Origin of the sequence: Pseudochrobactrum lubricantis (assembly GCF_041929865.1) — a bacterium.
GTDB classification, from domain to species: domain Bacteria; phylum Pseudomonadota; class Alphaproteobacteria; order Rhizobiales; family Rhizobiaceae; genus Pseudochrobactrum; species Pseudochrobactrum saccharolyticum.
The window spans coordinates 79035-102443 of record NZ_JBHEEE010000008.1 but is presented as its reverse complement, the minus strand read 5'-3'; the positions used below and the strand labels follow the sequence as shown (position 1 = coordinate 102443).

At 50.5% G+C, this 23409-nt stretch carries 19 protein-coding genes; 7 read left to right on the top strand and 12 right to left on the bottom strand.

Features of this window, described 5'->3' with window-relative positions:
* Nucleotides 1-92 precede the first annotated feature (92 nt).
* The 4 genes from JNC80_RS15985 to JNC80_RS15970 all read left to right on the top strand — a co-directional run bounded on the left by JNC80_RS15985 (nt 93) and on the right by JNC80_RS15970 (nt 3849).
* The gene (locus JNC80_RS15985) at nt 93-839 is read left to right on the top strand and encodes a competence/damage-inducible protein A (protein WP_022711911.1); all 747 of its coding nucleotides are present in this window, start codon (nt 93-95) and stop codon (nt 837-839) included.
* A 179-nt stretch (nt 840-1018) separates the two neighbouring features.
* A complete protein-coding gene (locus JNC80_RS15980; RefSeq protein WP_151159107.1) occupies nt 1019-1915 on the top strand; it encodes a universal stress protein in 897 nt (298 codons plus the stop codon).
* A gap of 601 nt (nt 1916-2516) precedes the next feature.
* Nucleotides 2517-3014, top strand: coding sequence for a xanthine phosphoribosyltransferase (gene gpt, locus JNC80_RS15975; protein ID WP_022711913.1), 498 nt, complete (start codon nt 2517-2519; stop codon nt 3012-3014).
* A 355-nt stretch (nt 3015-3369) separates the two neighbouring features.
* A complete protein-coding gene (locus JNC80_RS15970; protein ID WP_022711914.1) occupies nt 3370-3849 on the top strand; it encodes an NUDIX hydrolase in 480 nt (159 codons plus the stop codon).
* Nucleotides 3850-4083: 234 nt separating this feature from the next.
* On the opposite strand, the gene JNC80_RS15965 is transcribed toward JNC80_RS15970, so the two are convergent.
* The 9 genes from JNC80_RS15965 to JNC80_RS15925 all read right to left on the bottom strand — a co-directional run bounded on the left by JNC80_RS15965 (nt 4084) and on the right by JNC80_RS15925 (nt 15583).
* A complete protein-coding gene (locus tag JNC80_RS15965) occupies nt 4084-4830 on the bottom strand; it encodes an SDR family oxidoreductase (protein WP_376710857.1) in 747 nt (248 codons plus the stop codon).
* 129 nt (nt 4831-4959) lie between these two features.
* Entirely contained in the window at nt 4960-7620 is a 2661-nt protein-coding gene (gene alaS / locus JNC80_RS15960) for an alanine--tRNA ligase (protein ID WP_376710856.1), read from the bottom strand.
* A 297-nt stretch (nt 7621-7917) separates the two neighbouring features.
* On the bottom strand, nt 7918-9003 hold the full coding sequence (gene recA, locus JNC80_RS15955; protein WP_121993172.1) for a recombinase RecA: 1086 nt from the start codon (nt 9001-9003) through the stop codon (nt 7918-7920).
* A 320-nt stretch (nt 9004-9323) separates the two neighbouring features.
* On the bottom strand, nt 9324-9986 hold the full coding sequence (locus JNC80_RS15950) for a YiaD family glycine zipper/OmpA-like lipoprotein (RefSeq protein ID WP_075654967.1): 663 nt from the start codon (nt 9984-9986) through the stop codon (nt 9324-9326).
* Between the two features lie 240 nt (nt 9987-10226).
* On the bottom strand, nt 10227-11228 hold the full coding sequence (locus tag JNC80_RS15945) for an ABC transporter ATP-binding protein (RefSeq protein WP_376710855.1): 1002 nt from the start codon (nt 11226-11228) through the stop codon (nt 10227-10229).
* Between the two features lie 62 nt (nt 11229-11290).
* Nucleotides 11291-12358: a Gfo/Idh/MocA family protein gene (locus JNC80_RS15940; RefSeq protein ID WP_376710854.1), complete on the bottom strand. Its 1068-nt coding sequence runs from the start codon at nt 12356-12358 to the stop codon at nt 11291-11293.
* On the bottom strand, nt 12355-13194 hold the full coding sequence (locus JNC80_RS15935; RefSeq protein WP_022711921.1) for a carbohydrate ABC transporter permease: 840 nt from the start codon (nt 13192-13194) through the stop codon (nt 12355-12357). Before JNC80_RS15935 ends, JNC80_RS15940 begins: the two co-directional genes overlap by 4 nt.
* 10 nt (nt 13195-13204) lie before the next feature.
* The gene (locus JNC80_RS15930) at nt 13205-14134 is read right to left on the bottom strand and encodes a carbohydrate ABC transporter permease (RefSeq protein WP_022711922.1); all 930 of its coding nucleotides are present in this window, start codon (nt 14132-14134) and stop codon (nt 13205-13207) included.
* Between the two features lie 174 nt (nt 14135-14308).
* Nucleotides 14309-15583: an ABC transporter substrate-binding protein gene (locus tag JNC80_RS15925; RefSeq protein WP_121993202.1), complete on the bottom strand. Its 1275-nt coding sequence runs from the start codon at nt 15581-15583 to the stop codon at nt 14309-14311.
* Nucleotides 15584-16227: 644 nt separating this feature from the next.
* Here JNC80_RS15925 and JNC80_RS15920 point away from each other — a divergent pair.
* Together JNC80_RS15920 and JNC80_RS15915 are read left to right on the top strand one after the other, a co-directional pair.
* Nucleotides 16228-17106, top strand: coding sequence for a glucosamine kinase nucleotide-binding domain-containing protein (locus JNC80_RS15920; protein ID WP_376710853.1), 879 nt, complete (start codon nt 16228-16230; stop codon nt 17104-17106).
* Nucleotides 17106-17498: a pyrimidine dimer DNA glycosylase/endonuclease V gene (locus JNC80_RS15915; RefSeq protein ID WP_376710852.1), complete on the top strand. Its 393-nt coding sequence runs from the start codon at nt 17106-17108 to the stop codon at nt 17496-17498. The genes JNC80_RS15920 and JNC80_RS15915 overlap by 1 nt, the downstream gene beginning before the upstream one ends.
* Before the next feature lie 81 nt (nt 17499-17579).
* On the opposite strand, the gene JNC80_RS15910 is transcribed toward JNC80_RS15915, so the two are convergent.
* Complete coding sequence (locus JNC80_RS15910) at nt 17580-18983, bottom strand: L-serine ammonia-lyase (RefSeq protein WP_376710851.1); 1404 nt, start codon at nt 18981-18983, stop codon at nt 17580-17582.
* A 1010-nt stretch (nt 18984-19993) separates the two neighbouring features.
* On the opposite strand from JNC80_RS15910, the gene JNC80_RS15905 reads away from it, so the two are divergent.
* Entirely contained in the window at nt 19994-21001 is a 1008-nt protein-coding gene (locus JNC80_RS15905; protein ID WP_376710850.1) for an acetyltransferase domain-containing protein, read from the top strand.
* A 30-nt stretch (nt 21002-21031) separates the two neighbouring features.
* On the opposite strand, the gene JNC80_RS15900 is transcribed toward JNC80_RS15905, so the two are convergent.
* Entirely contained in the window at nt 21032-21418 is a 387-nt protein-coding gene (locus JNC80_RS15900) for a MerR family transcriptional regulator (RefSeq protein ID WP_022711931.1), read from the bottom strand.
* Between the two features lie 278 nt (nt 21419-21696).
* On the bottom strand, nt 21697-23118 hold the full coding sequence (gene mgtE, locus JNC80_RS15895; RefSeq protein ID WP_075655737.1) for a magnesium transporter: 1422 nt from the start codon (nt 23116-23118) through the stop codon (nt 21697-21699).
* Between the last annotated feature and the right edge of the window lie 291 nt (nt 23119-23409).

The window sequence follows — 23409 nt, the reverse complement described above, 5'->3', positions numbered from 1 at the left end:
ATGAAACAATGCGGATCGCAAATCAGCACATCAGCATCACTTGACGATCGGTGCCCTGTCCGGTCATGTTCTGGTTGTGAATGGAGTCTCCCATGACGAATAAACAACCCGTGATTATCCGTGCGGCAATGCTGGCAATCGGCGACGAACTGCTCTCCGGCCGCACCAAAGATAAAAATATCGGCTATATGGCCGACCGCCTTTATGATGCCGGTATCGACCTGACCGAAGTTCGTATTGTCGCCGACGATCAGCCGGCCATTGTTAAAGCCGTGCTTGAGCTGAGCGAAGCATATGATTATCTGTTTACGTCCGGCGGTATCGGCCCGACCCATGACGATATCACTGCGGATGCCGTATCTGCCGCTTTCAGCCTGCCTTGTATTTATGATGAAAAAGCCATGGCCTTGCTGGCTGCTCATTATAAATCCAGAGACATGGAATTCACGCCGTCGCGCCAGCGCATGGCGCGTATGCCGCAAGGCGCACAGCATATTGACAATCCGGTTTCTGTTGCCCCCGGCTTCATTATTGCGAATGTCTATGTGATGGCCGGTGTGCCTTCCGTTTTTCAGGCAATGGTCGAGAATATTCTGCCGACTTTGCGTACCGGCAGCCGTTTTCATTCCCGCACAATTATCTGCCCGTTTGGCGAGGGTGTGATCGGCATTCCCCTGCGTGAAGTTCAGGAAACCCATCCTGAAACAATCATCGGCTCTTATCCGAAATTCGAGAACGGCAAGTTTTCGACAGAGCTGGTTGTGCGTGCACGCGATGAGGAAAAACTCGCCGCAGCAGCCGCAGCCGTTGAGAAAATGCTGGCAGATATTCAGCAATAATTGCAAGCATTTGCGTTTATCACCGCCATAAAATACGTTATAATACATGTCAGGTATTATTGAGGAAACGGACAGCAGATTATGACTGATCCCCCGCTATAAAAGGGGGATTGATGCCGAGAAATAAAATCATCTGAATTTGCGCAGCTTTCACGCGTAACGAATACGGAGTGTTATCCATGTCCTATCGTACCGTCATCGCCTATATCCGCAGCACACAGGAATTGCAGAGAATATACAGGGCTCTTGCGCTGCTCGCGCAAGACGGGGAGCCCATGCATGTAACCGGGCTCTATGTTATTCCGACACCGGTTATTTATTCTGATGCAAGCGGCTTTATAGATGCCAGTTTTTATGAAGGGCATCTTCGGCATCATCAGAAAAATGCCGAGGCTGTTGCCCACCTCTTTCAGGAACAGATTGCCCGCTATGCCACAACGTCTGAATTCCTGATCGTCCGCTCCGAAAGCGACAATGCGAGCCAGACCATCAATGAATTCGGCATGGCTGCAGATCTCATCCTTGCCGGACAGGCCGATCCGGATGATCCGGACACACAGATCACCCCTCTGGATCAGCTCGTATATAATACCAAAACCCCGACACTTATTGTGCCGTATAATTTCCATCCGCCCCGCAGCATCCGCCAGCTCGCTATCGCTTTTAACGGAAAATATGAAGCGTCCAGCGCTGCTTTCGATGCTTTGCCGCTGGCACGCCATTGCGCAACCGTGCGCATTGTCTGGGTCAATGCGCCAAAACCCGAGAGTGAAGAAGCGGCAACAACGGTTATCCCTGCCCCGCACCGCGACCCTGACGCGCCGCGCGAAGCACCGGAAATCGCGGTCAGATTGCAGCAGGCCTATCAGCGCCACGATATCTCAGCCAGAATTGATCTGATCCCTTCCGAAGGGCAAACCGTTCAGGATCGCCTGCGCGCCTATGTCGAAGCCAATGAAATTGATGTGCTGATTATGGGGGCTTACAGCCAGTCGCGCTTGAAAGAGCTGATCTTTGGCGGTGTCACACGCTCATTTTTGGCGAACATGCCCTGTCTGACACTGTTTTCACGCTGATCCTTGTTTCCAGAGCATTTCCGGCAAAAGTGCGAAGCGGTTTTGCGTAGGATAATGCGACAAACTAAAGAATCTAGAGCGAGTATTGCGATCCAGCATGGACGTAAACCGCTCTAGAGCGTGTTGCGTTGAATTGCATTCACTGCGCTCGCTCTATCTCTTTGTTTTTACGCATGTCACTATCGGAAAACCGGTAACCACTTTTCCGCGATATGCTCCAGCGCAGAAGTGCTCTATATCCGGCGCCAGAAACGAAAAAAAACGAAAACAAGTGAAAATCACACACAACTGCAGATTTATCTGCGGTTGTGGCAAAGTTAATATTGCCAGAAAAGCGCTTTTTCGTTTATCACGGTAAATCACCTGAAAACGGTAAATCTGCAATGATGTGCCGAATTTAGGGTCTTGTACTCTGCCGGAATACCGTCATTATTTCTGATAAGAAGCGGATGTAATGAATCCGGTTCCCGGCGGATATTTTACTGTTTTCAAACTCTCTGCCGGTTTGAATCATACTGAAACGAAACAACAGTACAGAGCCACCGCAACTTTCATCTGAGACAGCGGATCTGTCAGACTATTTTATAAACGGAGCATTTCGATGTCCTTGCCTGATAAAGCTTTCCCGGTTTCCTGGGACCAATTTCATCGCGATGCCCGCGCACTCGCATGGCGTATTTCCGGACAGGGTAAAGACTGGCACGCAATTGTCGCCATCACCCGCGGCGGTCTGGTACCGGCAGCCATTATCTGCCGTGAGCTTGGCATCCGCATGATCGAGACCGTATGCATTGCCTCCTATCATGATTACAGTGAACAGGGTGAATTGCGCGTTATCAAATCCATCGGTGAAAAACTGCTGGAAAATGGCGGCGAAGGCGTTCTGGTCATTGATGACCTCACCGACACCGGCAAGACCGCAAAAATTGTACGCGATATGATGCCAAAAGCACATTTTGCGACTGTTTATGCCAAGCCGCAGGGACGCCCGCTGATTGATACATTCGTCACCGAAGTCTCGCAGGACACATGGATTTATTTCCCTTGGGATATGGGTTTCACCTATCAGGAACCGATTGCCAAAGGCCATCGTGGTTAAATGATTTGTGTCGCCGTCAGATTTTTCTGATGGCGACACTGCAATGCCGGCTCCGAGCAACTGATAAAACCGGCAGCTGTGCTAAATTTTTATCTGCATAAACTACAAAAAATAAGCGCTGCCAGATCATACTGACCGGAATGGGTGGTCAACATGATATCCTGACAGATAAAGCGCCGGAACTTAACAAATATAATTCGCCTTATTCTTAAGACGATCACACCTCAGACAATTTAAAACCATATTGATGAGGATAATGATTTGCATAAACAATATGCATCTCAGAATAAGTATATGAATAAATGCCATATATTCAAAATGGCCAACAAAATATATAAAAAGGTAAGTAAACTCAGTGAATATACAGGGAAGCGGAATTGTCGCGACAGATAAACGGATTTTAACAGCTGCAGGACGCCTTCTGCAGGTTGCGGCATTGGTCTATCGAAATCCCGGCCCCTCTCCTGAAATTCTGTTGATTACAAGTCGCGGCACCGGTCGCTGGATTACACCAAAAGGCTGGCCGAAAGCCGGCAAGACATTGCATGACATGGCACTGCGTGAAGCTTTTGAGGAAGCGGGAATTCGCGGCTCTGTTAATCCTGATCCTGTTGGTCAGTTTGATTATATGAAATATGATCTGCCTGCCGAAGCCATTCCAAGCTTTACAGTTAATGTCTATGCCGTTGAATTTGAACGCATGGCGAAGAACTGGCCGGAGCGCGGTCAGCGTATCAGTGAATGGGTCAGCCCTGAAGAAGCTGCAGCGCGTGTTGATGAACCGGAATTGAAAAAACTGCTGCTGAACCTGCCGGACTTCATCTACAGCAAATAAATTTCAGTAGAGCGCCGTGTGCCGGACTTGGCACACAAACTCGCTCTAACACTTTAAAATCAGAGCATAATGTTACCGTGAACTGATCCAGGTTTAAAGTAATATGCTCTAAAATTGTAAAGGCGCTGTGCATCAAACACAGCGCCTTTATTTTGACTCAGATTTTCGCGCAATGCTGCGTACGCCTCACATTTTCACCTCTGCTTAAAACAGCGCGACTTGGGGCATTATGCTTCAACGACCACCGGATACATCCAGCAGCGCACCGGATGTATAAGATGAAGCATCACTCAACAGCCAGACAATTGCTTCGGCAATTTCAACGGCTTCACCCGGCCGCCCCATTGGCGTATTCACACCCAGCCTGTGTGCTCTGTCCGGCTGCCCGCCGCTGGCATGGATATCCGTATTCACCAAACCCGGGCGCACAGCATTGACGCGCACCTTCTGGGCACCCAATTCTTTTGACAGGCCGAGCGCCAATGTATCCACGGCAGCTTTTGAACCGGCATAGTCAATATATTCAAACGGCGAGCCAATCCGCGAAGCAACGGATGACACCAGAACAATCGAACCGCCCTTGCCGCCCCGTTCAACAGACAGGTGTCGTGCACTTTCACGTGCGCAGAGATAGGCACCCAGCACATTCACGTCGAACATGCGTTTCAGCCGTTCCGCACTCATATCAGCCAATTGCTGTGACGGCGCAACAATACCGGCATTGACCACAACGCCATCCAGCTGACCAAACTGCTTTTCAGTCTCGTCAAACATGGCGATGACATCGGCTTCAACAGCGACATCGCCCTGTAAGGTGATCGCTTGTCCGCCTGCTTTGCGCACATACTCTGCAGTCAGCTCTGCAGCTTCGCGATTTCCGGCATAATTAATCCCAACCGACCAGCCTCTTTCACCGCATAAAATTGCTGCCGCCCGCCCGATACCACGGCTTGCACCTGTAATCAAAATAGTCTTGCTCATTATCTCCACCCTTTATTCCAGTCTGCATTCTTTGAGAAACATGCCCCTCCGGCATCTCAAAGCATTTTTATAAACAAAAAGCCGCCGGAAAATTCCGGCGGCTTTCTTATCTCAGCATTTTATCAAAGTTCAGCCTTCAATGGCTTTAGCAAGGGCAGCCAGTGCTTCATCAGCCTTGCCACCATCCGGGCCACCAGCTTGCGCCATATCTGCACGGCCGCCGCCGCCCTGACCGCCAAGCGCTGCCGACGCAACACGCACCAGATCAACGGCACTAAAGCGGGATGTCAGATCATCCGTTACAGCAACAACTGCACTGGCCTTACCGTCTTCGCTCACACCGATGAAAGCAACAATGCCGGAGCCGAGTGCTTTTTTACCTTCATCCGCCAATGGCTTCAGGTCTTTCGGTGCAACGCCGGTCACACTGCGTCCCATGAAGTGAACACCATTAATGGTCTTCGCTTCATTGTCCGATTTGGAAGAACCGCCGCTGAGAGCCAGTTTCTTACGGGCTTCCGTCAGCTCTTTTTCCAGTTTACGGCGTTCATCAATCAGACTGTTCACGCGATCAAGCGCTTCAGACGGTGTGGTCTTCAGAGCAGATGCAATCGCTTTAACACGGTCATCCTGCTCTTCCAGATAAAGACGTGCGGCTTCACCGGTCAACGCTTCCATACGGCGAACACCGGCTGCAACCGCGCCTTCCGATACGATGCGTACCAGACCAATATCACCGGTCTGGCGGACATGCGTACCACCGCACAGTTCCAGAGAATAGGTTTTACCGGCTTTTTCGCCCTGCGTCGCAGTACCCATGGAAACCACGCGGACTTCATCGCCGTATTTCTCACCGAACAGTGCCATCGCACCGGCTTCGATTGCATCATCCACGGCCATCAGGCGTGTCGTTACCGGTGAGTTCTGCAGAATGATCTCATTGGCAATGCTCTCAACCTTGCGCAGCTCTTCTTCGCTGATCGGTTTCGGATGCGAGAAGTCAAAACGCAGGCGTTCAGGAGCAACGAGAGAGCCTTTCTGCGCCACGTGATCGCCAAGCGTTTCGCGCAGAGCTTCGTGCAGCAGATGGGTTGCCGAGTGATTGGAGCGCATGCGGCTGCGGCGGTCATGTTCAACCACCAGCTCAACGGCATCACCGGCTGCGAGCTTACCCTCACGGATTATTGCCTGATGGACAAAAACACCGTCAGCTTTTTTCACCGTATCGGTCACTTCAATGACAAAACCATCGCCATAGATGAAACCGGCATCGCCCTGCTGACCACCGGATTCCGCATAGAATGGTGTCTGGTTGACGATAATGCTGACAGTTTCACCCTGCGCTGATTTATCGATGATCTGACCATCACGAACCAGAGCGGTTACAACGCCCTCAGCCTTTTCGGTATCGTAACCGAGGAACTCTGTTGCGCCGACTTTATCGCGTACAGAGTACCAGACTTTTTCCGTTGCTGCGTCACCGGAGCCTGACCAATTGGCACGGGCTTCAGCCTTCTGGCGTTCCATAGCCGCGCTGAAACCATCGGTATCAACAGTAATGCCGCGTTGGCGCAGGGCATCCTGCGTCAGGTCAAGCGGGAAACCATAAGTGTCATAGAGTTTGAACGCAGTCTCACCATCAAGGCTCTGACCTTCGCTCATATTCTCTGTTGCATCGCTTAAGAGACCAAGGCCGCGTTCCAGTGTTTTACGGAAACGGGTTTCTTCAAGCTTCAGCGTTTCAGAAATCAGAGCTTCTGCACGCACCAGCTCCGGATAAGCCTGCCCCATTTCGCGAACCAGTGTCGGCAGCAGACGATACATCAGCGGGTCGCGTGCACCAAGCAACTGCGCATGACGCATGGCACGACGCATAATACGGCGCAGCACATAGCCACGACCTTCATTCGACGGCAAAACACCATCGGCAATCAGGAAGCTGGCAGAACGCAGATGATCGGCGATTACGCGATGGCTGGCGCGCTGTCCGCCTTCAGCTTTAACGCCGGTTGCTTCTTCCGAAGCACGGATCAGTGCTTTGAACAGATCAATATCATAATTGTCGTGAACGCCCTGCAAGACGGCAGCAACACGCTCCAGTCCCATACCCGTATCAATCGACGGACGCGGCAAATCAATGCGCTCTTCTTTTGTAATCTGCTCGAACTGCATGAAAACGAGATTCCAGATCTCGATAAAACGGTCACCGTCTTCATCTGCTGATCCCGGAGGGCCACCCCAGATATGGTCGCCGTGATCGAAGAAGATTTCCGAGCAAGGGCCGCAAGGGCCGGTATCACCCATCGACCAGAAATTGTCATTGGTAGCGATACGAATGATACGATCATCCGACAGACCGGCAATCTTTTTCCAGTAATTCGCAGCATCGTCATCCGTATGATAAACGGTAACAAGCAGCTTATCTTTGTTCAGACCAAATTCTTTGGTGAGCAAATTCCATGCAAAGGTAATTGCCTCTTCTTTGAAATAATCGCCGAAGGAGAAATTCCCCAGCATTTCAAAGAATGTGTGGTGGCGTGCAGTATAGCCGACATTATCCAGATCATTATGTTTACCACCGGCGCGCACGCATTTCTGCGCAGTTGCAGCACGGCTGTAAGGGCGTGTTTCAAGACCGGTAAAGACGTTCTTGAACTGAACCATACCGGCATTGGTGAACATCAAAGTCGGGTCATTGCGTGGCACAAGCGGGCTCGACGCCACCGCTTCATGGCCATTCTTACGAAAATAATCGAGGAATGTTGACCTGATCTCGTTAACGCCGCTCATTATTCACCTTTGGGTTCTGCCCGATTTAAACCGTAGTAACACGGCCTGTCATATCTCAAATAAGTATGGGATCCGGTTTGCGCAACAGCTTGATCCGGCCAGATAATTACCCGATCGCCTTCAGCATGTAACCATATCCGTTATTGTTACTGCCTGCTTTTAAACAGATGATCATGCAGTGTCCAGATATCCGCCCATATATCTGCATGCATAGAAGTGCCGCAGCAACAAAATACCCCGCATCACGGCATGTAATGCGGGGTATTGCGATCTTATCAATGATCTGAGCGCAATAAATTACGCTTCAGCGGCATCCGGCGCATCATCGCCTTCAGGTCCGCCGTCCAGCATCTGCTCCGCAATCAGACCGGCATTCTGACGCAGGGTCAACTCAATCTCATTGGCCACTTCCGGATTTTCCTTCAGGAAGTTTTTCGCATTATCGCGTCCCTGACCAAGACGCTGCGAATTATAGGAGAACCATGAACCGGATTTTTCAACAATACCGGCTTTTACACCAAGATCGATCAACTCACCGGTCTTGGAGACACCAGCACCATACATGATGTCGAACTCAACCTGCTTGAACGGAGGAGCCAGCTTGTTTTTGACTACCTTAACGCGGGTCTGATTGCCTACGATTTCATCGCGTTCTTTAATCGAACCAATACGACGAATATCCAGTCGAACCGAAGCATAGAATTTAAGCGCATTACCACCGGTCGTGGTTTCAGGCGAACCGAACATCACGCCAATTTTCATACGGATCTGGTTGATGAAAATCACCATCGTATTGGATTTGGAAATCGAAGCTGTCAGCTTGCGCAATGCCTGGCTCATCAGACGTGCCTGAAGACCCGGAAGAGAATCGCCCATCTCGCCTTCAATTTCCGCACGCGGTGTCAAAGCTGCAACGGAATCCACAACCAGCACATCAATCGCACCGGAACGCACCAGCGTGTCAGTAATTTCCAGCGCCTGTTCACCGGTATCCGGCTGCGAGATCAAGAGATTTTCCAGATCAACACCGAGCTTGCGGGCATAAACCGGATCAAGTGCATGTTCAGCATCCACGAACGCACAGATACCGCCTTTTTTCTGCGCTTCGGCAATGGTGTGCAGCGCCATTGTTGTTTTACCCGAGCTTTCAGGCCCGTAAATTTCAACAATACGCCCTTTCGGCAAACCACCAACGCCAAGCGCAATATCCAAAGACAGCGAACCGGTCGGGACAGTTTCAATTTCCACTATCTTGTCATTTTGCCCAAGGCGCATGATCGAGCCCTTACCGAATGAGCGCTCAATCTGTGACAGTGCCGCGTCCAGAGCCTTTGATTTGTCCACTGATTTATCCTCAACAAGTCGTAATGAATTCTGAGACATTTTACACTATCCCTTTGCGTCACTTGAAGTCCGCAGAATGAAACTTTATGGATAATATGTATCCTATTTGTTCTCAATCTGCAATAGGATTAAGTCATTGATTTTAAATCAATATAACATTTTGTTCTTCTGATGTTCTAATTTATAAATAATGCAACACTAAAAAAGATTTCGAAAATTAAAACAAGACGGGAACGAATTTAGCCAAACGTCGATTCGATCATATTGTCGTAGCGGCACAGACTTAGCCCCCTTCCGGCAGGCAATAAAAAACCGCCCCGGTATGACCGGAGCGGCTCTTTGAAACAGCTTTAAAAGCCTTACACGCCTTTGAGCGGAGAAATCTCGATTTCCACGCGACGGTTCTGCGCACGGCCATCCGGTGTTGCATTGGAAGCAACCGGCTGGGTTGAGCCAAAGCCCATAATCGCAAAACGACGGCCATCGATGCCCTGACCACTCAGATAATTACCAACGGACATAGCGCGGCGCTGCGACAGATTCTGGTTATGTGAAGCAGAACCGGTTGAATCCGTATGACCTTTAATATCAACCAGTGTCTTGTCGAATTTACGCAGAACAATCGCCACTGAAGACAGTGTCGAATAGAATTGCGGCATTACAACATCCTGATCGGTGTTAAAGGTAATGCTGGAAGGCATGTTCAGAATGATGCGATCACCGTTACGGGTAACCGAAACGCCGGTTCCCTGCAGCTGAGCACGCAGTTCATTTTCCTGACGATCCATATAGTTACCGATTGCACCGCCACCCAGCGCGCCAAGACCGGCACCGATCAGAACAGCATTACGCTGCGCAGTGCTCGAGCCGCCGACCATCAGACCGCCCAGCGCGCCGACAGCAGCACCGATACCTGCACCGCCGGCGGTGTTGGAGATCTTCTGTTCGCCTGTATAAGGATCTGTTGTACAACCGGCCAGAAAGGTCGCTGCGGTTGCGGCAATAGCAATCTTTTTCAACATGGTTCAATTTTCCTGATTCAAGATGTGCCGCAGGATAACGGCAAATACGGCAGCATGTTGGTTAATTTTGGACGTAAGGTCAAATTCATATCGCGAAAAGCGTGTTTTAAAGTTTCACACTTCAATAAACACGCTTTAAAGCTGATAATTACATCCATAATTGCCCGTAATATTGGGCAATACAGAAGGGCAACCGGAAAATCCGCAAGGATTTTACGCTTATTTCAAGAATCGCGGCGCTTAGCGGATCGCACGCCCCTCGCCGTCAAAGCGATGGATTTTATCGCTCTCCGGCGTCGCATAAATCACAGTTCCCGGCTCCACACGATACTGGCCGAAAATACGCACTGTCAGCAGCCCTGCAGTCTCCGTATCCAGATAGACATTGGTATCAGCACCGAGTTGTTCAACGTGAACGACAGAGCCTTTCCACTGACCTGAATTGCTGTCCAGCGTAATATGTTCCGGCCGAATACCGATGCGCTTTGCCTGCCCGTCATTCAGCGCAGCGGCATCAACAAAATTCATTTTCGGAGAACCGATAAATCCGGCGACGAATTCATTATCCGGTGCATTATAGAGATCCATCGGCGCACCGACCTGCTCAATCCGCCCTGCATTCAGCACAACAATCCGGTCTGCCAGTGTCATCGCTTCCACCTGATCATGAGTCACATAAATCATGGTTGCAGACAGCTGGCGATGCAGCTTGGCGATTTCCAGACGCGTATTCACACGCAATGCTGCATCAAGATTGGAAAGCGGCTCATCGAACAGAAACAATTTCGGCTCACGTACCAGCGCACGGCCAATCGCCACACGCTGACGCTGACCACCGGAAAGTTCGGCCGGACGGCGCTGCAAATAGCTCTCAAGCGACAACATGCCGGAAGCCTGCGTAACCCGCTCATTGATTTCAGCTGCCGGTTTGCCAGCCTGTTTAAGACCAAGCCCCATATTGGCTTCAACCGTCAAATGCGGATAGAGCGCATAGCTCTGAAACACCATGGCAATACCGCGCTTGGCAGGCGGCGTCTGATTGACCACCTGATCGTCAATACGCACTTCACCGGAATTGGCATCCTCCAGCCCCGCAATAATACGCAGCAGTGTGGATTTTCCGCAGCCGGACGGCCCGACGAAAACGACCAGTTCCCCGTCCCGCACATCCAGATCGATACCTTTGATAATATCGACCTGACCATATGATTTACGGATATTATTGAGTTTCAGAGTTCCCAAAGTCGTTTTCCTGTCAGAATGTTTTCAAGGCCAAAGCTACGCAATGCAAATCGCAGGCTGTTTTATAATTTCACAGCCAGACCGCTGCGCACGCTTTCATCCGCGGCAAGACAAATACGCAAAGACTGCACCGCATCATCCATATGGCGGGTCAGGTCAATATTCTCAGTGATCGCTTTCAGCATGAAAGCCTGTTCACGATCGCACAATTCCTGATGATCCGGCTCACCCTGCATAGATAAAAGCTCGTCCTGCCTTTTGAACTTGCCCTCTGCATCAGTTTCAGCCTGATGCACGCGGATCACAGAGGTTTTGGTGTGGGTATTGATATCAGCAGAGCTTGCGCCCTCTTCCATCACGATGGAAACACAGCCCTTAGGCGAGATCACATCTTTCACGAAGAAAGCTGTTTCCGACATCATCGGCCCCCAGCCTGCTTCATACCAGCCGACCGATCCATCGGCGAATAACACCTGCAAATGGCCGTAATTATACATGCCTTCCGCAACTTCATCGCTCAGACGCACGCCCATGCCGCGCACTTCTATAGCCTTGGCATCGGTGATCTGGCACATCACATCCAGATAATGCACACCGCAATCGACAATCGGCGATGTGGTTTTCATCAGCTGTTTATGCGTCTGCCAATGGGCACCGCTGGACTGCTGGTTCAAATTCATACGGAAAACATATGGCCCGCCGAGATTGCGCGCTTCTTCAATCAGGCGTACCCATGACGGATGATGGCGCAGAATATAGCCGATCACCAGCTGACGGCCTGTTTCCTTGGCTTTTGCCACCACACGTTCCGCATCCGCCACGGTTGTCGCCAATGGCTTTTCAACGAAAACGTCGCTACCTGCTTCCATTGCCATAATCGCATAGTCCGCATGGCTGTCCGAATAGGTTGCAACACAAACCAGATCAGGCTTCAGCTGCTGCAATGCCTCTTCATAGGAGGTCAGCAGCGGATAGGAGCGCAGTTCCTCCGGCAGATTAACGCTTGAGCGATTGACCAGACCGACAATCTCGAAGCCCGGATTTTTATGATAGGCCAGCGCGTGGCTTAAGCCCATATTCCCCAGACCGGCGACCATTACGCGCAGTTTTTTTGCCCCGACTTCACTCATTTGACTGCTCCTGCGGTAATGCCGCGAATTAACTGACGGGAGAATATGAAATACAGGATCAGTACCGGCAGGATTGCCAGCGACAGCGCGGCCAGAACCGCATTCCAGTTGGTTACATATTGCCCGATAAACATCTGTGCGCCCAGCGTAACGGTTTTGGTTTCCTCAGACGGCGCAAGGATCAGCGGGAACCAGAGATCATTCCAGATCGGGATCATCGTAAACACCGCAACTGTTGCCATAGCCGGACGCACCAGCGGCAGCACGAGGCGGAAGAAAATACGATATTCACTCAGACCATCCATACGGCCGGCATCTTTGAGGTCTTTCGACACCTGCCCCATAAATTCAGACAGGATGAAAATCGCCAGCGGCAGACCCTGCGCTGTATAAACAAGGATCAGCGATGTCAGCGTATTCACCAGACCACTGGCCACCATCAGCTCCAGAATGGAAACTGTGCCAAGGCGGATCGGGATCATAATACCCAGCGCCAGATATAGCCCCATCAGCGTATTGCCGCGAAAGCGATATTCCGACAGTGCGAAGGCGGCCATTGCCCCGAAAATCAGCACCAGCGCAATCGCCACAACAGTGACAATCATACTATTCTGAAAATAGAGGAAGAAATTCCCCTGTGACGTGACGGTTTGATAACCGATCAGACTGAATGTTTCCGAATTCGGCAGTGACAAAGGCGAGCGAAAGATTGCCGCCTTGGTCTTGAAGGAGTTGATGATGATAATCACCACCGGAAACAGGGCGATCAGCGTATAGAGGATAAGGATCGCATGGGCGGCGATACTGCGTACCGGAGACTGTGTTGCGCGGCTCATATTAATATCCTCAGAACTGGTAGCGACGCAGACGTCGCTGAATACCGAACAGATAGACACAGACGCCGATCAGAATGATGAAGAACATCAGCGAGGCGATCGTTGCACCCATATTCTTGTCGCCAACCTGAAGCTGGAAACCGAAGAAGGTGCGGAACATGAATGTGCCGAGAATATCGGTGGAATAATTAGGCCCTGCCAGTGCACCCTGCGCCGAATAGATCAGATCGAACGCATTGAAATTACCGACAAAGGTCAGAATGGAGATAATCCCGATGGATGGCAGGATCAGCGGCAACTTAATCTTCCAGAACTGTGATGCGCCGGTAATCCCGTCGCATTCCGCAGCTTCAATAATCTCGTCAGGAATAGACAGCAGAGCCGCATAGATCAGCATCATAGGAATACCGATAAACTGCCAGACCGAAATCAGGCCAAGTGCTGTCAGCGCATATTCTTTCTGGCCGAGCCATGGTGCGAACAGGCTCTTCAGCCCAACCAGATCCAGCATATTCGGCGCCACGCCCCAAAGCGGTGACAGGATCAGCTTCCACACGAAACCGACAATCACAAAGGACAGAATGGTCGGAATGAAAATCGCCGAGCGGTAGAAAGCGGCAAAGCGCAATTTCGGATGGCTGAGCAATGCGGCAAGCAAAATACCGATCGGGTTCTGCACCACCATATGGATGATAAAGAACCACATATTATTGCCCAGCGCGTTCCAGAAACTCGCCGACCAGCGCTCATCACCGAGCAATGTGCGGAAATTATCCAGACCGACAAAAAAGCTTTCCTGATTTTCGACGCGGAACAGCGACAATTGCATGGTTCCGAAAAGCGGCAGGATCATAATAGCCGTATAAACCAGCACCGCCGGTGCCAGAAAAACCGCTATATGCCAGCGGAAAGGCGGTTTGCTTGTCGAATTTCGCGCCATACCGGTCGTAAGCTTTCAAACAGGGCATTTCCGGCAGAGCGACTTTTGTCTTGTGCCGGAACATGCATAAAAAACAGGTAACAATAATAACACGGCAAAAAGCCACCCGCCTGCCCCCGCACCACATATTCATCAGACAGTGGCACGGGTTGCGGCGAATGGCTTCAATTCATGTTACTTCGCAGGCTTGTACCAGCTGTCGAGGCCTTTTTGCAGCTTTTCGCCGGCCTGTTCAGGTGTCACTGTACCATTGATAACATTGGCGGATTCAATCCAGGTTTCGTTTTCCAGATTTGGTGTACCGCGTGAGAGGATCTGATAGGTCGAACGGATGGTCGATTTACAATCCTTACGCCAGCCAACCATTTCCGCAGCCAGCGGGTCTTCCAGTTTGATTTCATTGGAAGACAGACTGAAGAAGCCCGGCAGCGCATTCGCATAAATGGTTGCGAATTCATCCGATGCCACCCAGTTCAGGAACTTGGCTGCAGCTTCCGGATTTTTGGTCTTGGCATTCATGCCGATACCCAGATCGTTGTGATCGGAGATATAGCAGGTGTCGCCGTCTTTACGAACCGGAGGCGGAAACGCGCCCATTTTGAAATCAACCTGCGGGTTGAAAACGCTGATTTCCCATGAACCGGTCGGATAGATTGCGGCGCGGCCGAGGGTGAACAGGTTCTGGCTGTCCGGATAGGTCTGTGCTTCAAAACCGTCGCCCAGATAATCTTTCCATTTTGCGAGGGTCTTATAAGGATCAACCCAGTCTGCATCGGTCAGCTTCTGTGTACCGGCGATCAGAGCCTTACGGCCTTCCTCACCCTTCCAATATGTCGGGCCGATATTCTGATAGCCCATCGTTGCGGCTTCCCAGAGATCTTTGGTGCCCATAGCCATCGGAATATAGTTGCCGTCAGCTTTGATCTTGTCGAGCGCTGCGAAGAATTCTTCTTCAGTCTTAGGAACGCTGACGCCTACTTTTTCAAAGGCATCTTTGTTATAGATGAAGCCATGAATAACCGAGGCAACCGGCACGCAGAAAGATGTCTTGCCGTCATCGGTCTGCCATGCGGATTTTGCCACATCGCTGAAATTCTTCATACCATCGAGATCGTTGAGCGAAGACAGCTGGCCTTTTTCATAAAGCGCCAGTGACTTGTCGAACGGACGGCAGGTAATGATGTCACCGGCAGTACCGGCATCAAGCTTGGCACCCAGCGCCGCATCATATTCGGTTGGTGTAGAAGGATTGAAGGTAACTTTAATACCCGGATTAGCTGCTTCAAAAGCCGGAATGAGCTTTTCCTGCCAGATCGGCAGATCGTCATTACGCCAGCTTTCAATGGTCAGTGTTACATCCTGCGCCGAAGCGGCCGATACAGCACCCAATACGGAAGCACCAAGAACACTTGATGCCAGCAAAGCGGAACTGAAGTTTTTAAAGTTCATTTTACTCTCCCCGCGCGCACTCATTCAGAGGCGTCATTGAAATATGTTTGTTTCTGTTCTCAGAGCACTTCCGATTTTCCGGATAGTCACTTTCAGATTTACCGTTGCAAAAAGCTGCACCGGTTATTCATTATCAGCTGCCAATTCCGGCATACGGACAAAAAATCATGTCCCTCAGCCTCAGAACAGAACCATTGATTGCAGAAAGAAAAACTTCGGGAATTTTTATGATGCAGGTTGCGGTATATTCCTCAAATACCCCGTCCGGCACTCACAGCTCCCTTAAGACCTCTTCTCCCGTCTGTCCTCACACAGAGTAATGCGTAAATATCTTTTCCTGTCCAGCAAAAGCAAAGATTTTATCACCATTACTTGCATTCTCGGGCAGTCGTCTTATTCAAACAGCAATATTGGTTCTATTTTTTTCGACCATATGGATCATCATAAAAGACCATCCTTGAATACCAATTCACGTAACCGGAGTGAAAGCTGAGTGATGCGACTCGCAAAAGCATTTGGCGGGCAATTAACTGGCCTTGCGGATAATTTAAAACGGTTTAAATGAAAATATTCTCGGAATTGGCAATTTGTGTTACCTGCAATAAAACCCGTATCAGAAACGGGCAGAGAATCGGGAGCATAATGTGGCGGATTATATTCTTGGCATAGACGGTGGCGGCACCGGATGCCGTGCAGCAATTGCAGATACAACAAGTAAAGTCTTAGGTACCGGTCAGGCAGGCCCTGCCAATATCATGACCGATATGGATATATCCGTGGTGAATATTCTTGCGGCTACCGATGCTGCACTGCTTGCTGCCGAATTGCCGGTAAAATCCTATAGCCGCATTACCGCCTGTCTTGGATTGGCGGGTGCCAATGTTTCCGGCGTTGCCGAACAATTGCAGCAAGCCCTGCCCTTTGCCAGAAGCAGCGTGGTCTCCGACGGTATTATCGCGTTACAGGGCGCTATCGGCGATCAGGACGGCGTTGTGGTTATCCTCGGCACCGGCTCTGTTTATATTTCCCGCCACAATCATACTGTCACCATGAAAGGTGGCTGGGGTTTCAAAGTCAGCGATCTGGGCGGCGGAGCACGCCTTGGTCAGAAACTTCTGGAAGAATCCCTGCTGGCCTATGACGGTATTTATCAGCGCACACCGCTCAGCAATGCGCTGCTTGATCATTTTGACAATGAGCCGCATGCCATTGTGCGCTTCGCGCATGATGCACGCCCGAATGATTTTGGTCGTTTTGCGCCGATGGTTTTTGAATATGCTGCGCAAAATGACCCGCTGGCAGAAAAAATTCTCAAACAGTCGGTCGAGACGATTGAAGCCGCTCTCGACGTATCCATGAGTGATGATCAGCCGGTTCTGTCTCTGATTGGCGGTCTCGGGGCGCTTTACGGCCCTCGTTTGTCTGCACGCTATCAGCCGCGCCTGCGTACACCAGAAGCCGATGCTCTGACAGGGGCAGTTGCTCTCGCGGCCAAATTGAACAGCAAAGCCGCCGCACTCTGATGACCCGTATCAATTGCATACCACCACAGGAGCTGACGGGCCCGCATCTGGTAGCTGAATATCGGGAACTGCCGCGGATTTTCACCCTTGCCCGCGCAGCCATTGAGCGCGGAGAGAAGCCGGATGATCCGCGCAATCCGCGCAGCTATACTTTGGGCAAAGGCCATGTGCGATTTTTCTATCCGCGTCTGGGCTTTCTCGTGCAACGGCAACAGGCATTGATTGATGAAATGCTGCGCCGCGGTTATCAGCCGTCTTATCAGTCAACAGCACATCTTATTGAAGGCATTCCGCAACACTGGTGCGCTGACTGGCAGCCGGATGAAGCAGCAATTGCCATCAACAAAGCACGGATTTCTGAGCGACTGAATAAACCTCTTTCAAAAGAATAAAATATTATCATATCTTATTGATATAAATAAAAAACTCCGCATTCATCATGCGGAGTTTTTTTGCATTCTATAAAGCTGAAATCAGCACTCAACCACATTCACGGCAAGCCCGCCGAGACTGGTTTCCTTATAGCGCTCATTCATATCCACGCCGGTCTGGCGCATGGTTTCGATACAAGCATCCAGCGGCACGAAATGCGCACCATCGCCCTTCACGGCCAATGATGCACCGGTTACAGCCTTCACCGCACCCAGCGCATTGCGCTCGATGCAAGGCACCTGCACCAGTCCGGCAATCGGATCGCAGGTCATGCCAAGATGATGCTCAAGTGCAATCTCTGCCGCATTCTCGATCTGCTCCGGTGTTCCGCCCAGCACAGCGGCAAGCCCCGCTGCGGCCATAGCCGAAGCCGAGCCGACCTCACCCTGACAACCAACTTCAGCACCGGAAATCGACGCATTATGTTTGATAATACCGCCAACGGCTGAAGAGGTCAGCAGAAAGTCACGAATGCCCTTCTGGTCAGCATCATCATGGAAATGCAGGTAATAGCGCATGACGGCAGGCACGACACCAGCTGCACCATTGGTCGGTGCGGTAACAACGCGGCCACCGGCAGCGTTTTCCTCATTCACCGCCATTGCATAGACGGACAGCCAGTCATTAGCGAGCAGCGGATTATGACGGTTCTGGCGCCATTCTTCATTGAGCCGGTCATGCAGCTGCTTGGCACGGCGGCGCACCTTCAACCCGCCCGGCATAATGCCTTCCTGTGTCAGTCCGCGCTCAATACAACTGCGCATAGCATCCCAGATTTTATCCAGTCCCGCATCCAGCTCTTCACGGCTCATGCGGGTTTCTTCATTGGCGCGTTTCATTTCCGCAATGGAAAGGCCGCTTGCCGCCGACATTTGCAGCATCTCTTTCGCTGTGGAGAAAGGATAAGGCACATTATCGTCAACCTGTTTTTTGCCGCCGCTCACACGCGTTGCATTCAGCTCTTCTTCAGTGACGATAAAACCGCCGCCGATCGAATAATAAACGCGGCGCAGCAAAACACGATCGTCACGATCCAGCGCTTCAAAAGCCAGACCATTGGCATGTCCCGGCAAAGCCACTTTACGATCCATTACCAGATCGGCTTTGGGGTCAAAATCATAGGCGGGATGACCGCCCGGGCGAATTTTGTGCTCTTCATTCACCTTGGCCAGCAGATCGTCCATTTTATCCGGATCAATATTGGCCGGCAAAAACCCGCAAAGGCCGAGAATAACCGCCCGATCCGTCGCATGGCCGATACCGGTAAAAGCCAGCGAACCATGCAGATAGGCCTTGATACGTGTCACTTTCGCATTATGCGGACGTGGCCACTCGCCGTCTTTCAGCTCTTTCAGAAACTGATGCCCTGCCGTCATCGGCCCCATTGTATGGGAGCTGGACGGCCCGATGCCAATTTTAAACAGATCAAAAACTGACAGGAACATAGAAGATACCGTTCTTTCATTTCCAGAGCATATCGCAGTTAAATGGACTCATTTAGCGTCCGCGAATATGCAACAAAGCAAAGAATCCAGAGCGAGCGCTATGATCCAATCTGGACGTAAACCGCTCTAAAAGTGCAGGCAAATCACCGCCCGCAAACTCCCTCATCTCAAGCCCTATATAACCCGTTATGCGGTTCTGTAAAACCGGATCAGATAAGTGTCTCATTTAATATGGTGGCAACATGCGCGGATTGCACCAAAAAACAGCAAGAAAGCGACAATGTTTGAAATATCGCCCTTTGAAAAAGCAGGCTCTAGAGCATTTCACAGTCAAGTTGGATCAACTTGACGTCCGTGATAATGCGGCAAATTAAAGAATCTAGAGCGAGCACTGTGATCCAATCTGGACGTAAACCGCTCTAGCAAATCCGGTAGCACAATAAAAAATCACCGGGCTTTGTAAGCACCGGTGATCTGAACGCTCTGAAATTTCTTTTGAATATCCGTAATTACACGGAGAACAAATAGGTCAACAAAATTACAGCGGCCAATCCAATAACTGCCCAAAGGGTTACACCCCAGCAGGACTTCTGAACTGTTTCATCCATGGAATATTTTACTCGTTTCCGGTATTTCATTCATGAGAACATGCACCGCACTCATTGCTATGCCTGTCCTTTATTTATAATCCAAAGCCGGTTCACAAGCAATCTGCAATTGCGACGAAACCATGACATAGCAGCTATGCAAATTTACCATGATAGAAATTATCATTTAAATTCAATAGTTTAATTGCAAAACTTCATCTTGTCATATTTACCATTTCGGCCAAATTCTGTCTGAACTGCATGTAATAACCACACATTAAAGCTCGTTACCCTCTGTTACCGCGCCAGTCTGACCGCCAAATCACGACAAATCTCCGGTCATCTGTCAGCTTGTCACCGGCATGAACTCATTATAGCTATAGGCAATCAAATCCGTACAAACGCATCAGCTGAAAGTCTGCAATGAATCCGGCCAGCACTGCCCTTAACGCTGAAACACCGATGAAATCCGGTTCACGTCTCGGACGACTGGATATTGCCCGCGGGCTGGCACTGATTGCCATGGCGATCTATCATTTCGGCTGGGATCTGGAATTTTTCGGCTATCTGGTGCAGGGCAGCGCCAGTCAAGGCTGGTGGCGGATTTTTGCCCGCTGCATTGCTTCCAGCTTTCTGTTTCTGGTCGGCTTCAGTCTGGTGCTTGCCCATGGCCGCGCCATTCGCTGGCAGCCATTTTTCAAACGTCTGACACAAGTGGTTATTGCCGCTGCCGCAATCAGCCTGCTGACATGGTTTTTCATGCCGCAGGGCTTTATCTTCTTCGGCATTCTGCATCAGATCGCACTGGCAAGCCTGCTCGGCCTGCTATTTCTTCGTATACCCGTATGGATCACCATTGCACTGGCCGCAGCAATCATAGTCACACCGGTTTATTTCCGCGCAGAAATTTTCGACCATCCGGCGCTGTGGTGGGTTGGCCTTTCGACCGTCAATCCGATTTCCAATGATTATGTCCCGCTGTTTCCATGGTTTGGCGCAGTGCTGCTCGGCATTGCAGCGGCGCGCATTATGCAGTCAACCGGTTTGCTGCGCTTGCTCCAAGGCGGGATCAAACCGCAATGGCTGGAACGCCTGCTCATCTTTATCGGCCGTCACAGCCTGATCTTTTATCTGGTGCATCAACCGGTTCTGATCGGCCTGCTCTACGGATTTTCGGCAATCTTTCCGCCATCACCGGCAATTCAGGCTGCCAATTTTGTCCAGCAATGCACAATCCAGTGCAGTGCCGACAGCGATCCGCAGCTATGCCGGATCTATTGCGGTTGTATGCTGGAAAATATCCAGAGCAACCAGCTGACCAGCCTCTTGAAAAGCAGCACCACAACAGATGAAGAGCGTGAAAAACTCAGCACATTCTCCGCACAATGTGTTGCCAAAACGCAAGAAGGACAGCCTATTCAACAAGAATAGACTGCCCCTTCCGCTCAATAAAATTCGCTGTCAGGTACGCACACCCAGCTCGGCCATGCGTCCGATGCAGGCTTCTTCAACCTGATCCAACTCACTCAATGTCTCATCAATATCGCGGCGTTTCTGGCGTAAATCCTCGCGCTTTTCTTCAACGCGCTTGATGAGCAGGCGCAACTGACCGGCCTCACCCGGCGGTTCGCGATACATCTGGATAATTTCGTGAATTTCAGCAATCGAAAAGCCGAGCCGTTTGCCACGCATAATCTGTTTAAGCAAATGCCGGTCTGAAGGACGGAAAAGACGTGTCCGACCACGACGCAGAGGATGAATTAACCCCTCGTCTTCATAAAAGCGCAGAGTTCGTGTGGAAATCCCAAACTCCCTCGTCAGCTCCGTAATCGAATAATATTCACGCATTCAGTCCACCAACTTGTTTTTTTCTCTTTGTGACATCGCATTTACGTAAAAGTCAATATTTCATTCGCAATTGCTTGATAGTCATTGCCGGATTATTTTTGCCGGATTGTTTTTGGGAGTACCCGAAAAACAATCCGGCCTGTAAAAATCTCACTTTTGCTGTAAATCGCGAAAATCCCCGCTCACAAAGCAAAATATCATTCAATATTAAATAATAAAAAATACGCAACAAAAAATCGCATAAGGCGAATATTACGCAACTTTAAAACACATGGGATTTAAGAGAACGAGAAGCCGAACCACCAGGTCGCCAGACCGAGAAAGGCGAAGAAGCCGATCACATCCGTCACGGTGGTCACAAAAACCGCAGACGCAATGGCCGGATCCGCACCCAGACGGTGCAACAGCAGCGGAATGAGAATTCCGCCCAAGGCTGCCGCCAGCATATTGATAATCATTGCACTGCCGATAATGCCGCCGAGATGCCAGTTATCAAACCAATAACCCGCAACTGTGCCGATCATAATTGCAAACATCATGCCGTTAAGCAGCCCGATCAGCGCCTCACGGCGGATAACGCGTGCCGCATTGTGAATATCAATATTACGGGTGGCAATCGCACGCACAGTCACTGTCATGGTCTGGGTTGCCGCATTACCGCCCATTGAGGCAACAATCGGCATCAGCACAGCCAGCGCTACCATCTGCTGAATAGTGCCGTCAAACAGACCAATCACTGAGGCAGACAGAAAAGCCGTAAACAGATTGACGAACAGCCACGGCGAGCGCGAGCGGGCAATAGTCATGAAGCTGTCGGACAGTTCTTCATCACCCACACCACCGAGACGCATGATGTCTTCTTCGGCTTCTTCCTGAATAACATCCACCACATCGTCAATCGTCAGCACGCCGACGAGACGTTCATTCTCATCGAGAACAGCAGTGGACAGCAGGTTATATTGTTCAAAAATCTGCGCCGCTTCTTCCTGATCCATCGTTGCGGGAATAGCGTGGCGTGCCTCAACCATCAGGTCTTCCACACGCACAACGCGCTGCACACGCAACAGGCGGTCAAGATCAATCGTGCCAAGCAGATGAAAAGCCGGATCGATTACAAAAACCTGCGAAAACCTGTCCGGCAGGTCATTATCCTCACGCATATAGTCAATCGTCTGCCCGATTGTCCAGAATGGCGGCACGGCGACAAATTCCGTCTGCATACGGCGCCCTGCACTGTCTTCCGGATATTCCAGCGCACGACGCAGCCGGATACGCTCGGTAAATGGCAGCTTGGCCAGAATCTCGTCCTGATCCTGCTGGTCCATATCCTCAAGAATATAAACCGCATCATCGGAATCGAGTTCCTGCACGCCCTCGGCAATCTGCTCGTTGGGCATGGCATCCACGATCTCAAGACGGATCGCTTCATCAACCTCGGTCAGCGCTTCAAAGTCGAATTCTTCGCCGAGCAATTCTACCAGAGACTGACGCTCAGTGGCATCCAGTGCTTCAAGCAGATGGCCGAGTTCTGAAGGGTGCAGATCGCGCACTTCATCGCGCAGAAGATCGGCATCGCGCGCTTCAAGCGCAACCTCAATACGGGTTACAAGCGCCTCACTGACAGAACCGTCCTCATCATACACATCGTCGCGGATATGTTTTTCGGAATCAATATTTTGGGACGGGTCAGTGTGCTGCATATGAACCGTTTCAGTGAGAGAGCAGAAAATGGACGGGAAAGAACGCAATCAGGAAAACAGCGTCTAACAGAACTGTATATCCGTTTTGTGTCGTATCTGTGCAATGCGCACAGCAACTCTATAAAAAGCCATACGCATAATAACAAGGTACTGCACCGCAGCAAACCACCGGAAAAATGACTTATCATCGCCAATATGTCCGATGTGCAACACAGCTGAAATACGGGCAAAAGGTGCTCAATCCATAAATCTGCTCTGTAAAGCTGCCATAATTCATTAAAGCGTAGTCTA

Bases quoted from the DNA above. Each gene is read 5' to 3' on its own strand.
- JNC80_RS15985 (WP_022711911.1), top strand. From the start codon at position 93: ATGACGAATAAACAACCCGTGATTATCCGTGCGGCAATGCTGGCAATC.
- JNC80_RS15910 (WP_376710851.1), bottom strand. From the start codon at position 18,983: ATGTTCCTGTCAGTTTTTGATCTGTTTAAAATTGGCATCGGGCCGTCC.
- mgtE (WP_075655737.1), bottom strand. From the start codon at position 23,118: ATGCAGCACACTGACCCGTCCCAAAATATTGATTCCGAAAAACATATC.
- JNC80_RS15980 (WP_151159107.1), top strand. From the start codon at position 1,019: ATGTCCTATCGTACCGTCATCGCCTATATCCGCAGCACACAGGAATTG.
- gpt (WP_022711913.1), top strand. From the start codon at position 2,517: ATGTCCTTGCCTGATAAAGCTTTCCCGGTTTCCTGGGACCAATTTCAT.
- JNC80_RS15900 (WP_022711931.1), bottom strand. From the start codon at position 21,418: ATGCGTGAATATTATTCGATTACGGAGCTGACGAGGGAGTTTGGGATT.
- JNC80_RS15915 (WP_376710852.1), top strand. From the start codon at position 17,106: ATGACCCGTATCAATTGCATACCACCACAGGAGCTGACGGGCCCGCAT.
- JNC80_RS15935 (WP_022711921.1), bottom strand. From the start codon at position 13,194: ATGAGCCGCGCAACACAGTCTCCGGTACGCAGTATCGCCGCCCATGCG.
- JNC80_RS15965 (WP_376710857.1), bottom strand. From the start codon at position 4,830: ATGAGCAAGACTATTTTGATTACAGGTGCAAGCCGTGGTATCGGGCGG.
- recA (WP_121993172.1), bottom strand. From the start codon at position 9,003: ATGTCTCAGAATTCATTACGACTTGTTGAGGATAAATCAGTGGACAAA.
- JNC80_RS15930 (WP_022711922.1), bottom strand. From the start codon at position 14,134: ATGGCGCGAAATTCGACAAGCAAACCGCCTTTCCGCTGGCATATAGCG.
- JNC80_RS15925 (WP_121993202.1), bottom strand. From the start codon at position 15,583: ATGAACTTTAAAAACTTCAGTTCCGCTTTGCTGGCATCAAGTGTTCTT.
- JNC80_RS15905 (WP_376710850.1), top strand. From the start codon at position 19,994: ATGAATCCGGCCAGCACTGCCCTTAACGCTGAAACACCGATGAAATCC.
- JNC80_RS15950 (WP_075654967.1), bottom strand. From the start codon at position 9,986: ATGTTGAAAAAGATTGCTATTGCCGCAACCGCAGCGACCTTTCTGGCC.
- alaS (WP_376710856.1), bottom strand. From the start codon at position 7,620: ATGAGCGGCGTTAACGAGATCAGGTCAACATTCCTCGATTATTTTCGT.
- JNC80_RS15940 (WP_376710854.1), bottom strand. From the start codon at position 12,358: ATGAGTGAAGTCGGGGCAAAAAAACTGCGCGTAATGGTCGCCGGTCTG.